This window comes from Mesorhizobium sp. M0217 (assembly GCF_040321955.1).
Taxonomy (GTDB): domain Bacteria; phylum Pseudomonadota; class Alphaproteobacteria; order Rhizobiales; family Rhizobiaceae; genus Mesorhizobium.
Genome location: NZ_JAMYSN010000015.1, coordinates 48,673 through 61,304 on the forward strand (window position 1 = coordinate 48,673; position 12,632 = coordinate 61,304).

14 protein-coding genes are annotated in these 12,632 nt (G+C 63.1%); 12 read left to right on the top strand and 2 right to left on the bottom strand.

Annotated elements, in window-relative coordinates; translation table 11 throughout:
- Window positions 1–88: 88 nt before the first annotated feature.
- The gene (gene rlmN / locus NKJ18_RS21935; RefSeq protein ID WP_352666581.1) at window positions 89–1,321 is read left to right on the top strand and encodes a dual-specificity RNA methyltransferase RlmN; all 1,233 of its coding nucleotides are present in this window, start codon (window positions 89–91) and stop codon (window positions 1,319–1,321) included.
- Window positions 1,318–1,785, top strand: a complete 468-nt coding sequence (locus tag NKJ18_RS21940) for a hypothetical protein (RefSeq protein WP_352759637.1) — start codon at window positions 1,318–1,320, stop codon at window positions 1,783–1,785. Before rlmN ends, NKJ18_RS21940 begins: the two co-directional genes overlap by 4 nt.
- Here the strand turns inward: NKJ18_RS21940 and NKJ18_RS21945 are convergent.
- Entirely contained in the window at window positions 1,757–2,398 is a 642-nt protein-coding gene (locus NKJ18_RS21945) for a LysE family translocator (RefSeq protein WP_352759640.1), read from the bottom strand. The genes NKJ18_RS21940 and NKJ18_RS21945 overlap by 29 nt on opposite strands.
- A 188-nt stretch (window positions 2,399–2,586) precedes the next feature.
- Here NKJ18_RS21945 and NKJ18_RS21950 point away from each other — a divergent pair, with 188 nt between their 5' ends.
- The 3 genes from NKJ18_RS21950 (at window position 2,587) to NKJ18_RS21960 (ending at window position 4,774) form a co-directional block, all read left to right on the top strand.
- Window positions 2,587–3,810: an argininosuccinate synthase gene (locus NKJ18_RS21950; RefSeq protein WP_023824374.1), complete on the top strand. Its 1,224-nt coding sequence runs from the start codon at window positions 2,587–2,589 to the stop codon at window positions 3,808–3,810.
- 145 nt (window positions 3,811–3,955) lie between these two features.
- On the top strand, window positions 3,956–4,264 hold the full coding sequence (locus NKJ18_RS21955; protein WP_352460998.1) for a hypothetical protein: 309 nt from the start codon (window positions 3,956–3,958) through the stop codon (window positions 4,262–4,264).
- Window positions 4,265–4,309: 45 nt separating this feature from the next.
- Complete coding sequence (locus NKJ18_RS21960) at window positions 4,310–4,774, top strand: hypothetical protein (RefSeq protein ID WP_352759643.1); 465 nt, start codon at window positions 4,310–4,312, stop codon at window positions 4,772–4,774.
- A 100-nt stretch (window positions 4,775–4,874) separates the two neighbouring features.
- On the opposite strand, the gene NKJ18_RS21965 is transcribed toward NKJ18_RS21960, so the two are convergent.
- Window positions 4,875–5,672: a lytic murein transglycosylase gene (locus tag NKJ18_RS21965; protein ID WP_023694544.1), complete on the bottom strand. Its 798-nt coding sequence runs from the start codon at window positions 5,670–5,672 to the stop codon at window positions 4,875–4,877.
- 294 nt (window positions 5,673–5,966) lie between these two features.
- On the opposite strand from NKJ18_RS21965, the gene NKJ18_RS21970 reads away from it, so the two are divergent.
- The 7 genes from NKJ18_RS21970 to NKJ18_RS22000 all read left to right on the top strand — a co-directional run bounded on the left by NKJ18_RS21970 (window position 5,967) and on the right by NKJ18_RS22000 (window position 12,568).
- Window positions 5,967–7,064 (top strand): zinc-binding metallopeptidase family protein, encoded by a 1,098-nt coding sequence (locus tag NKJ18_RS21970; RefSeq protein WP_352759644.1) that lies wholly within the window; start codon window positions 5,967–5,969, stop codon window positions 7,062–7,064.
- A 62-nt stretch (window positions 7,065–7,126) separates the two neighbouring features.
- Complete coding sequence (locus tag NKJ18_RS21975) at window positions 7,127–7,726, top strand: DUF1236 domain-containing protein (RefSeq protein ID WP_352759646.1); 600 nt, start codon at window positions 7,127–7,129, stop codon at window positions 7,724–7,726.
- A gap of 147 nt (window positions 7,727–7,873) precedes the next feature.
- The gene (locus NKJ18_RS21980) at window positions 7,874–8,824 is read left to right on the top strand and encodes a CPBP family intramembrane glutamic endopeptidase (protein ID WP_352759648.1); all 951 of its coding nucleotides are present in this window, start codon (window positions 7,874–7,876) and stop codon (window positions 8,822–8,824) included.
- Between the two features lie 383 nt (window positions 8,825–9,207).
- On the top strand, window positions 9,208–10,794 hold the full coding sequence (gene ffh / locus NKJ18_RS21985; protein ID WP_023671707.1) for a signal recognition particle protein: 1,587 nt from the start codon (window positions 9,208–9,210) through the stop codon (window positions 10,792–10,794).
- Window positions 10,795–10,801: 7 nt separating this feature from the next.
- Window positions 10,802–11,128 carry a chorismate mutase gene (locus NKJ18_RS21990; RefSeq protein ID WP_352759650.1) on the top strand — a complete coding sequence of 109 codons (327 nt, stop codon included), beginning with the start codon at window positions 10,802–10,804 and terminating at the stop codon, window positions 11,126–11,128.
- Between the two features lie 105 nt (window positions 11,129–11,233).
- Window positions 11,234–11,635, top strand: a complete 402-nt coding sequence (gene rpsP / locus NKJ18_RS21995) for a 30S ribosomal protein S16 (RefSeq protein ID WP_023671705.1) — start codon at window positions 11,234–11,236, stop codon at window positions 11,633–11,635.
- 87 nt (window positions 11,636–11,722) lie between these two features.
- Complete coding sequence (locus NKJ18_RS22000; protein ID WP_352759653.1) at window positions 11,723–12,568, top strand: acyl-CoA thioester hydrolase/BAAT C-terminal domain-containing protein; 846 nt, start codon at window positions 11,723–11,725, stop codon at window positions 12,566–12,568.
- The last annotated feature ends 64 nt before the right edge of the window (window positions 12,569–12,632 follow it).

The window sequence follows — 12,632 nt, forward strand, 5'->3', positions numbered from 1 at the left end:
TGACTCTCGCCGCAACCTGTGCTATGCGCCGCGCTTCTTTCGGCACGATGGATGAAATCGGCCGCAATTCGCTTATATTGGCGCTGATATGACCCTTTCCTTCGATCTCACCAATGAGGGCGCACGCGACGCGTTGCGCACTCGCGCCACGCCCGAGAAGCCGTCGCTGATCGGCCTGACCCGGACCGAGCTCGGCGAGGCCCTCATCAGTGCCGGCATCGTGCCCGAGCGCCAGGCGAAAATGCGCGCCCAACAGCTCTGGCACTGGATGTATGTGCGCGGCGTCTCCGACTTTGCCGGCATGTTCAACATCTCCAAGGATCTGCGCGCCGAACTGGACAAGCATTTCACCGTCGCCAGGCCCGAAATCGTCGAGGAGCAGATTTCCTCCGACGGCACGCGCAAGTGGCTGTTCCGCTTTCCGCCGCGCGGCGCCGGCCGTCCCGTCGAGATCGAGACCGTCTACATCCCCGAGGAAGGCCGCGGCACGCTCTGCATCTCATCGCAGGTCGGCTGCACGCTGACCTGCTCGTTCTGCCACACCGGCACGCAGAAGCTGGTGCGCAATTTGACGGCGGAAGAGATCCTGGCGCAATTGCTCACCGCCCGCGACCGGCTCGGCGATTTCCCCGACCGCGACACACCCGACGGCGCCATCGTCCCTGCCGAGGGCAGAAAAGTCTCCAACGTCGTCATGATGGGCATGGGCGAGCCGCTCTACAATTTCGAGGCGGTGAAGAAGGCGCTGCTGATTGCCTCCGACGGCGACGGACTGTCGCTGTCGAAGCGCCGCATTACGCTCTCGACCTCCGGCGTGGTGCCCGAGATCTTCCGCACCGGCGAGGAGATAGGGGTCATGCTGGCGATCTCGCTGCACGCCACCAATGACGATCTGCGCGACCTGCTTGTGCCGATCAACAAGAAGTATCCGCTGAAGGAACTGATCGAGGCCTGCCGCGCCTATCCCGGCCTGTCCAACGCCAAGCGCATCACCTTCGAATATGTGATGCTGAAGGACGTCAACGATTCCATCGAGGACGCCAAGGGGCTGATCAAGCTGCTCAAAGGCATTCCAGCCAAGATCAATCTGATCCCGTTCAACCCGTGGCCGGGCACCAACTATCAGTGCTCGGACTGGGAGACGATCGAGAAGTTTGCCGACTACATCAACAATGCCGGCTATGCCTCGCCGATCCGCACACCGCGCGGCCGCGACATCCTGGCCGCCTGCGGCCAGCTCAAATCCGACTCCGAACGCATGCGCAAGGTCGACCGCCTGGCGCTGGAAGCCATGATGATTGCGGGGCATGGCGAGGCGTGAGCCGCCTCTTCGCCTACCTCGTCCGCTTCACCGTCATCCTGTTCGGCTATGTCGTCGCCTCATTGGCGGCGAGCGCCTTTCTCAACGTGCTGTTCCTGGCTTCCGTCGGTTATAAGCCGGACGATGCGCACCCGATGATGGCCACGGCGCTCTATTTTTCGATTCCGTTCGTGGCGCTGTTTGTCGCCTATTTCGCTTTCATACCGGCGGTGGTCGCAATCCTGATCTCCGAGGTCCTCAGCCGCCGCGACTGGCTGTTCTATGCACTCGCGGGCGGCGTGGTGGCCGCGGCCTTCCTCGGCTTCGTCCATCAGAACGTGGATGTCGACGTCACCAAACCGCACGCCATCGCCGCGGTGATCGGCTGCGGCATGGTCGGCGGCATCTTCTACTGGCTAAGCGCCGGCCGCTGGGCCGGAAGCTGGTGGCAGGCCGCTACTTCGCCTGAGCGGTCAGGATCTTGAGCGCGAAGGCCGAAAACACACCGGCAAAGAGATAGTCTACCACCCGCGTCACCCGCGGGCTGGCCTTCATCGCCGCCGAAAACCTTTCCGCAGCAAAGACCATCGGCGCTGTCACCGGGACCGACAGCACGATGAACATGAGGCCGAGGAAGAACAGTTTTCCCGGCGCGTTCGGATCGTGAGCGGAGACGAACTGCGGCAGAAACGTCATGAAGAACAGGATGATCTTCGGGTTGAGCAGATTGACGCCAAGCCCGGCGGCCCAGCTGCGGAACAGCGAAATTTGCGGCCCGTTCTTCTTCTGCGGTGAAAACGCCGAGCCCTTGGTGATTGCCTGCCAAGCGAGGAAGACGAGATAGGCGGCGCCGAAGATTTTCAGCACGAGGAAGGCCATTGGCGAGGCGACGATCAGCGCCGAGATGCCGACCGCCACCAAAGTTGTATGGATCAGCGTGCCGCACAGCGCCCCGGCCAGCGAGGCAAAGCCGGCGGCGCGGCCCTGGCTCAGCGTGCGCGAGACGAAAAGCGTCATATCCGGCCCCGGCGTGATCGCCAGGATCATGGTGGCGACGGCGAACTGGATCAGTGTTGTGGTGTCGGGAATGAAGGACATCGGTGGCCCCTGGCGAATGATCGTCGGTCTATAACGCAGCCTCCCCGCTCACGCCAGCAACTGACTGGCGTCGCATCTGGTCCAGCGGCTGCGGCGGCCGGCGCCCGTTCATCCCTTGCGCTGGCCGGAAATGCCGTGATACCTCGCCCGCGAAACTCACGCGCGGAACCGCCAAAATGTCCCCAGCAATGCCCAAGACAAAAGACGTCAAGAAGGTCGTGCTCGCCTATTCCGGCGGTCTCGACACCTCCATCATCCTGAAATGGCTGCAGACCGAGCTCGGCGCCGAAGTCGTCACCTTCACCGCCGATCTCGGCCAGGGTGGCGAGCTGGAGCCGGCGCGCCAGAAGGCTGAGATGATGGGCATCAAGGATATCCGCGTCGTCGATGTGCGCGAGGAATTCGTCTCGGATTTCGTCTTCCCGATGTTTCGCGCCAACGCCGTCTATGAAGGCACCTACCTGCTCGGCACCTCGATCGCCCGCCCGTTGATTTCCAAGCACCTGGTCGAGATCGCCCAGGAGGTCGGCGCCGATGCCATTGCGCACGGCGCCACCGGCAAGGGCAACGACCAGGTGCGTTTCGAGCTGTCGGCCTATGCGCTGAATCCCGACATCAAGGTCATCGCGCCGTGGCGCGACTGGTCGTTCAAGTCGCGCACCGACCTGATCAACTTCGCCGAGCAGCACCAGATCCCGGTGGCCAAGGACAAGCGGGGGGAGGCGCCGTTCTCGGTCGACGCCAACCTTCTGCACTCCTCTTCCGAGGGCAAGGTGCTGGAAGACCCGTGGAACGAGCCGCCGGAATTCGTCCATCAGCGCACCGTCTCGCCGATGGACGCGCCGGACAAGGTCACCGAGATCGAGATCGAATTTTTGAAGGGCGATCCGATTGCACTGAACGGCAAGAAGCTGTCGCCGGCCGCCATGCTGACGGCGCTTAACGATCTTGGCCGCGACAATGGCATCGGCCGGCTCGATCTGGTCGAGAACCGCTTCGTCGGCATGAAATCGCGCGGCGTCTACGAGACCCCCGGCGGCACCATCCTGATCGTCGCCCACCGCGCCATCGAATCGATCACGCTCGACCGCGGCGCCGGCCACCTCAAGGACGAGTTCATGCCGCGCTACGCCGAGCTGATCTACAACGGCTTCTGGTTCTCGCCCGAGCGGCTGATGCTGCAGGCGATGATCGACAAGAGCCAGGAGGACGTCGAAGGCACGGTGCGCCTGAAACTCTACAAGGGCAATGTCATGGTCACCGGCCGCAAATCCAAGAAGACGCTCTATTCCGACGCGCTGGTCACCTTCGAGGATGACCGCGGCGCCTACGACCAGAAGGACGCCGCCGGCTTCATCCGCCTCAACGCGCTGCGGCTGAGAACGCTGGCCGCGCGCAACCGCAAGGGTTGAGCCCAACTACTATTCCAGGAAAACCCGGCGGAGATGCCTGGTTTTATTTGCGCCCAACTATTGCAAAAGACGTACCCGCCTTTTAATGCTTGATATTTGCGCAGCCGTATCTAGCCTCTCATCATGATCGATGGGGGCATTTGACATGAAGCCGTGGTTTTTAGTGTTGCCTGCAATGGCCGCCATGCTTGCCGGTTGCCAAACCGGACAGGAGCAAGTGAGTGAGTATCCCAAGGCGGCGTACGAGCGCTGCATCAGCAAGGTGGCCATATCGAACATATCGGCCAAACACGAGATCGCCGCTTTCATGGGCGTTTCCCTGGAACGCATGCCGCCTTTGCTATGCCGGCGCCTTGTCGATGCCATGAAGAGCGGCCGGCTGACCTTCTCCGACATAAACCGCCTCCAGTTCGACCAGTCCACGGACATCTGGAAGGTCATCAAAGGCGATTGAAAGCGGTCCGATCTAAATTACGTGCTGGACAGAGGAAGTTCGACAATGAAGACCAGTATTTTTCTCTTGCTTTCGGCCGCAATCGTCTTTGGCGGATCGCAGGCCCTGGCAGCACCGCAGTTGCGCACCTGCAAAAGTTTTGACGGCCCCTTCCAGATTCCCGCGTCCCAGAAATGCCCGTTAAGCGGCTACGCGCATTCCGACCAACCGACCTCGGTGGACATTAAAGGCAGGCCAAAGGCTGCCACGCGCGCCAAGACGACACGGGCGTCCAACTTGCGTAGCTGCAATGGTTTTGACGGCCCCTTCCAGATTCCCGCGTCCCAGAAATGCCCGTTAAGCGGCTACGCGCACGCGGACCAACCGACAGGAGTGGACATTAAGGGCAGGTCAAGGTCGAAAGCCACCGCGCCGCGAACGTCCAAGTACCGCAACTGCAGCGGTGTCGATGGCGCCTTCCAGGTTCCCATCTCCCAAAAATGCCCGTTGAGCGGCTACGCGCATTATTGAGAGCAGTGTGCAGGAGTCGTTTCGAGCGATTGGATTCTGACGTTCTCATTAACAAAGAGCCCGGCACATGGCCGGGCTCTCCATCGAATAGAGGTTTCTATCAGCTGCCGTCGATCGCGTCGGCGATCTGGGCGATGGCCTGCTGGTAGACGCTGGCGGAATTCCAGCCGGCGATGGCGCCCATATTCGCACTCGCGCTCGCACCCGCCCGCCAGCCATGAGCCTTGAGGAAGTTGGCCGTCGAAGCCAAGGCCGTTGCCTTGTCGCGCAGATTTCCGTTGCCGACGCCATACTTCAGGACATTGCCGGGCAGGAACTGCGTATGGCCGATCTCGCCATGCGCAGCCCCAACCGACGAGGCGCTCAGCGCGCCGCGATCGACCAGCTTCAGCGCCGCAATGGCATGCGGGTAAAAGAACCCCGGGCGACGGCAATCATAGGCAAGCGTCAGAATGGCGGAGACCGTGTTCTGGTTGCCCAGGGAGGCTCCGAAGCCGGTTTCCATGCCCCAGATGGCCAGCAACACGCCCGGCGACACGCCGTAATTGCTCTCGATCCTGTCGAACATCGCCGCATTCGACTTCTTCAGCGCACGGCCCCTGGAAATGATCGCAGCTCCGCCACGGCGCTTCATGAAGGCGTCCACCGAACCGCTGAAAGCCTTGTGGATGGCGCGGTCGACGGAGATTGTCTTTGTCGCGTAGCTGGCACCGGCCAGAGCAGCCAGACCCTTCCCGCCGACACCTTCGGACCTGGCCTGCGCGGCAAAGTCCTGCTTCCACGCTTCGAAGCCCGCGCCGGTCTTGCCGCAGCTGGCCGCCGCCTGCGCGCCCGTCGCCAGCGCGAGTACCGCGACCACCGCGGCAGCAATAATCTTTCCCTTGGCAAGCAATGCCATGCTTTCTCTCCTGATTGCCTGAATCACGTCCCGGTTGCGAACTTGCCAGCGAAACGCGCCATTGTCACCGTACCCCCGGCGCTACGCTGGCCAATGCAGCGGAATTTGCTTACGATCAAGTGCTTATTGTGGCCGAAACGCCCGGGCGCCGGGCAGGCGAATTCGCTGCTCGGGTAAAAAGAGGTGACGGGGGCATGGAACGGCGGCCCGTGGCGGGCGTTTGGGCGAGGCGCCGCTCCGCACCATATTCCTCCTCTGACGCCATACGCCAACGCCTGACGCATTGAGATCGACATGAAACTGTTCGACTGCCCGCATTGCGGCCACCGCCTCTACTTCGAGAATGCGCAGTGCCTGAATTGCGGGAGTCTCGTGCTTTACGATCCCGAGCATGCGCGCTTTGCCTTGTCTGACGTCGACGGCATCTTCCACTGCACCAATGCGGATGAATGCGCCTGCAACTGGATGGCCGAACCGGGCCATACCTACTGCCGCGCCTGCGTGCTGAACCAGCTGATCCCCGACCTCTCCGTCGACGGCAACCGCCGCCGCTGGATTCGCGTCGAGGCGGCCAAGAAGCGCGCCGTCTACTCGCTGCTCGCCTTCGGCCTTCCGGTAGCGCCCAAGCACAACCCCGGCGATGAAATCGGCCTCGCCTTCGACTTCATTGCCGATCCGATCGGCGGCGGTCCCGGCGGCGAACGCATCCTTACCGGCCACGACAACGGCCTGATCACGCTCAACGTCGCCGAGGCGGACTCGGCCGAGCGCGAGAGGCGGCGCGTCGAGATGGGCGAAAATTACCGCACGCTGCTTGGTCATTTCCGTCATGAGCTTGGCCACTACTACTGGGACCGGCTCATCCGCGACGTGCCGCAACGGCTCGATGCCTTCCGGGCGCTGTTCGGCGACGAACGCCCCGACTACGAGCAGGCGCTGAAGGCCTATTACGCCAATGGCGCTGCGCCCGACTGGCAGCAGAACCACATCTCCGCCTATGCGACGTCGCATCCATGGGAAGACTGGGCCGAGAGCTGGGCGCACCATCTCCACATCACCGACACGCTGGAGATGGTGCACGCGCTGAATTTTCCACTCGGCCAGCTTGAGACGATGGAGACCAACGTGCTGCCGCAAGGCGACACCGGCGGCCGGTTGCAGGCGGCGCCCGCGGAACCCAACGCCGTGCCCGAGCCGTTCGGAAAGATTCTCGCCCGCTGGCTGGTACTCTCGGAAGCCTCAAACTCGATCAACCGCTGCATGGGCCTGCCCGACCTCTATCCCTTCGTCATTTCGGACGTGACGGCGCAGAAACTCAGCTTCGTGCATGAGCTTTTGACCGGTTTGCCGAAAGAAACCGGAACAAATCGTGAGCTGGCGTCGGTATTTTAGCCGGAACGCATGCGCTCTGGTTTCGTTGGGTGTCGCGAGGGACCATGAAAGGGAGAGAAACCATGAGACGCATATTGTTTCCGGCCGTCGCCGGGGCGCTTGTCGCGATGTCGGGTGCGGCACTCGCCGATACCGCCGTCTCGGCCGTCACCGATCTTAATGTGCGCGCCGGCCCCGGCCCGCAATATCCCGTGATCGGCGTGCTCGCCGCCGGCCAGTCGGCGACGCTCAATGGCTGCATCGAAAACAGCAAATGGTGCACCATTGCCGAAGCCGGAGGCCAGGGCTGGGTCTATTCCGACTATGTCACGGCCGATTTCGGCGGCAACCGGGTCGTTCTGACACGCCGCCCCGCCGACGCCGCCATCACCGTGGTTGCACCGCCGCAGGATGATTATCCCGATACCTATACCGGTGCGATTCTGTCCGACGACGGCCCCGTCGACGCCATCGACAGGCCACCGGCGGAAGTCGGCACCTATGTCAGCACGCACCGGCTCGATCCTGTCTATCTCGAGGGCGAGGTGGTGACCGGTGCCACCTTGCCCGACACGGTCGAACTGCGCGAAATCCCCGACTACCGCTACCGCTACGTCTATGTGAATGGCCAGCAGGCGCTGGTCGACCCGCAGACACGGCGCATCATGTACGTCGTGCGCTGATTTTGCCTGGAAAGAATGACAAGTGAACTCGTGCCGCCCTCCTGCCGAGGCTGAGGGCGGCAAAAGGGTCGCTGAACAGCAGCAATTGCGCGAGAGCCGACGATCCCCTAGATCATGCGACCCGATGCGTTCGGCAGAGGAACTCGCGTGATATCAGATCCAGCCGCCTTCGAGCGCTATCGCAACACGGCCACCGAAAAGACGAACCTGCCGCGGCTGATAATTGGAACGGCGGTCGTCGTCCTGTTCTGGGTGGCGATCACCCTGGTTGTGGTGCTTGGCGGCACCTATGTCGCGATCGTCTGGCATGTATTGCCGGACGATCCGCGCGGGCCGCTTCAGGGCTTTCTGACCTCGCCCATCGGCATACTCACCGCACTCACCTCGTTTACCGGCATCTGGCTCGGCCTCTGGCTTGCCATGCGTTTCGTCCATGGCGAGCCGCTCTCGGCGCTTTTCGGCGCCAGTCGCCGCGTGTCCTTGTCGGGCTTCCTCAAGGGCCTGGTCGCGGTGCTGATCACATCGGCGCTTTCCGAAATCCTGCTCTACTGGCTACAGCCCGAAATCGCCCGCGGCACGATCAACCTGTCGACCTGGCTGCTGTTCCTGCTCCCGATCGTGGCGCTGACCCTGCTGCAGACCTCGTCCGAGGAGATGCTGTTTCGCGGCTATCTGCTGCGCGGCCTGGCCAGGCGCTTCGAGAGCCCTTACATGTGGGCGCTATTGCCCGCTTTGCTGTTCACCTCCTTGCATTGGAGCCCGGGCTCGACCCCCGCCATCAACGCCTGCGTGCTGGCCTCGATCGCCGCCTTCGCCTTGCTGTTGACGCTGGTGGTTTATGTCACCGGCAATCTCGGCGCCGCCTTCGGCGCCCATCTCGGCAACAATCTCACCGGCTTCCTGCTGATCTCGCATCAGGAGAACTACAATTCCTTCGCCCTGTTCAACGCCAAGCCGCTGGAAGGTCCGGACTGGACGACGACGGATGCCGTCATCATCGCCGCCATCGGTATCGTCTGCACCTTGCTGACGATCCTGCTGCTTCTGCACCCGCGCTCGCCGCTGAAGGTTACGGCCGACCCTCGGGGTGCAGGGTGAACTAAACAGGGACCGATCCAGAGACCGGGAGGCCGCCCTTGTCTTGACTCTTCGGCCGATTTCCTGTCTACAGCCCCGAAATCCGCGACGAGTATCCCTCTGAGCAAGCCGACCAGGACGCCAAAACCTTTTGAGGTGGGTGCTGTAAACAGATCCTGGAGGCCAACACCCGGCAGCGCTGAGCGCCCCCGGGTGCTTTTTGGTTTTGAGCTTTGCTTGGATGAGCGGCGCGAACGCACTACCTCTCGGGCACCATCGGGGTGCCTGAGAAAAAGGAAACGGAATGTTTGAATCGCTGCAGGAGCGCACAAGAGGCGTGGAGGGCCATCGGCCCGACAGGGATCACCATGAATCCGAGGCGCTCTCGGGCGGCGGGTTGACCAATGTTTGAATCACTTCAGGAGCGCCTTGGCTCCATCCTGAACGGCCTGACCGGCCGCGGCGCGCTGTCGGAGGCTGATGTCTCGGCGGCGTTGCGCGAGGTGCGCCGTGCGCTGCTCGAAGCCGACGTTGCGCTGGAAGTGGTGCGTTCCTTCACCGACAAGGTGCGCGAGAAGGCCGTCGGCGCGGCTGTCGTAAAGTCGATCAAGCCCGGGCAGATGGTCGTCAAGATCGTCCATGACGAGCTGGTCGACATGCTCGGCGCCGAGGGCGTCGCCATCGACCTCAATGCGCCGGCGCCGGTCGTCATCATGATGGTCGGCCTGCAGGGCTCCGGCAAGACGACGACCTCGGCCAAGATCGCCAAGCGCCTGACCGAGCGCCAGAACAAGAAGGTTCTGATGGCCTCGCTCGACACGCGGCGGCCCGCGGCACAAGAGCAGCTGCGCCAGCTCGGCGAGCAGGTCAAAGTCGCGACGCTGCCTGTCATTGCGGGCCAGAACCCGGTCGACATCGCCAGGCGCGCCGTCCAGGCAGCCAAGCTCGGCGGTCACGACGTCGTCATCCTCGACACCGCCGGCCGCACCCATATCGACGAGCCGCTGATGGTGGAGATGGCCGACATCAAGAAGATGTCGAGCCCGCACGAAATCCTGCTGGTCGCGGATTCGCTGACCGGCCAGGACGCCGTCAACCTTGCCAAAAGCTTCGACGAGCGCGTCGGCATCACCGGCCTGGTGCTGACCCGCATGGACGGCGATGGCCGTGGCGGTGCCGCGCTTTCGATGCGAGCCGTCACCGGCAAGCCGATCAAGCTGATCGGCACCGGCGAAAAGATGGACGGGCTGGAGGAATTCCACCCCAAGCGTATTGCAGACCGCATCCTCGGCATGGGCGACATCGTCTCGCTGGTCGAAAAGGCCGCCGAAAACATCGACGCCGAGCAGGCGGCGGCGATGGCCAAAAAGATGCAGTCGGGCAAGTTCGACCTGAACGACCTTGCCGGCCAGCTTCAGCAGATGTCGAAAATGGGCGGCATGGGCGGCATCATGGGCATGATGCCCGGCATGGGCAAAATGAAGGACCAGATGGCGGCCGCCGGCCTCGACGACAAGATGTTCGGCCGCCAACTCGCCATCATCTCGTCGATGACCAAGGCCGAGCGCGCCAATCCGGACATGCTGAAACATTCGCGCAAGAAGCGCATCGCCGCCGGCTCAGGCACGGATGCGGCCGAGATCAACAAGCTCTTGAAAATGCATCGCGGCATGGCCGACATGATGAAGGCGATGGGCGGCAAGGGCAAAGGCGGCGGCCTGATGCGCGGCATGATGGGCGGCCTTGCCTCCAAGATGGGCCTCGGCGGCATGATGCCGGGTGGCCCCGGCGGCATGATGGGTGGCGGCATGCCCGACCTCTCCAAGATGGATCCCAAGCAGCTCGAAGCCTTGCAGAAGCAGATGCCCGGCCTTGGCGGCATGAAGGGCCCGCCCACCCCGAGCGGCGGTGGCCTGCCCGGTCTGCCCGGCGGCATGAAGCTTCCCGGCCTTGGCGGCGGTGGTCTGCCCGGCCTCGGAAAGAAGAAGTGAGGACGCTATGAACGAAGAAAAAGACATAGCCGACGCACGCACCATCCTGGCCGGCTATCGCGCCTCGATCGACAACATCGACGCCGCCCTCATTCATATGCTGGCCGAGCGCTTCCGCTGCACCAAGGCGGTCGGCGTGCTCAAGGCCGAGCATGGCCTGCCGCCCGCCGACCCGGCGCGCGAGCAGGAGCAGATCACCCGCCTTCGCCAGCTGGCGAAGGACGCTCATCTCGACCCCGATTTCGCGGAAAAATTCCTCAACTTCGTCGTCCGCGAAGTGATCCGCCATCACGAGCAGATCGCCGCGTCCAACGGCGCAAGCAAAACCGGCTAACAAAGTGCATGTCGCCCAAAAGTGCGCAGCGGTTTTGGGACAACGACCTGCACCAGACAAAGCCATTAACCCAACACTGAGATCAGAAATTTTAGGAGAAATGAAATGCCCTTGAAGATCAGACTGGCCCGTGCGGGCTCGAAGAAGCGCCCTTACTACCACGTCGTCATCGCCGACGCCCGTTCGCCGCGCGACGGCCGGTTCATCGAGTCGATCGGCTCGTGGAACCCGCTGCTGCCCAAGGACGGCGAGCGCGTCAAGGTCGACGCCGACCGCGTCAAGCATTGGCTGTCGCACGGCGCCCAGCCGACCGACCGCGTGCTGCGCTTCCTCGATGAGGCCGGCCTCCTCAAGCGCGAAGCCCGCTCCAACCCGAAGAAGGCCGAGCCCGGCAAGAAGGCGCAGGAACGCGCCTCTCTGCTGAAGAAGGCCCAGGAAGACGCTGCCGCCGCCGTTGCCGCCGCTGCTGCAGCCCCGGCCGAAGCGGAAGCCGCCACCGCAGAATAAGCATCGCGTCATCGCATCGACAAAACGGCGGGCCTGTGCCCGCCGTTTTGCTAATGTGCGGCGATGTCATATGCGTTCGAACGAAAGATGACTGAGCGGACCGTCACGGAAGAGACCCTTTTCGGCGGCGTAGCCGGAACGCTGTTGCGATGCGCCGGCGCCACGACAGGCGTCGTCGTGCTCAGCGGATCGAGCGGCCGCATCGACGTCACCCGCGCCCGGCTCTTTGCCAAGGAACGAGCATCCGCTCTCGCGCTGCAATGGTTTGGCGGCGAAGGTCAGGTGCCCGGCATTTGCGAGATCCCGCTCGAAACGTTTTTCGCGGCGACCGACTATCTTGTCCAGATGGGATGCCGGCGCATCGTCTATGTCGGGACCTCGAAAGGCGCCGAGGCCTCCCTGCTTGCGGCGGCTCACGATCCACGCATCGGCCTCGTGGTTGCGATCAGCCCGACATCGGTGGTCTGGGGCAATATCGGGCCGGGCCGCGACGGCGTCAGCTGGCCGGAACGATCGTCGTGGACGCTCGAGGGGATTCCTTTGCCGTTTGTCCCAAGCAATCCCGCTTGGAACGCTGAGTATGTCGATGGTCTGGTGTCCTACCGGCGGCTCTTCCTACGTGCCTTGCAAACCTTCAAGGACGCAGCGGCCAAGGCTGCCATTCCCGCCGAAGCTATTTCAGCCGACATTGTTCTGGTTGCGGGCGGCGACGACGCGCTATGGCCATCGCTGGATTTTGCCCAGTCGATCGTTCGGCGTCGCCAGGACACAGCAATGACCACCTGCCTCGTCTCAGTGCCCGACGCCGGCCACCGCATTCTGCTGCCGGGCGAAATCACGCCGCGCTCGAGGCTGCATGCCCATGGCGGCAATGACGACGCCGACACGCGCCTGGGCCGCCTGGCTTGGGAGCATATCCGGGGATTGCTGTAGCGCAGGCAGCCATGGTCCAGCTGCCTTGGGCAACAGCGAAACCGGCGATCTATAGCCGCCGGTT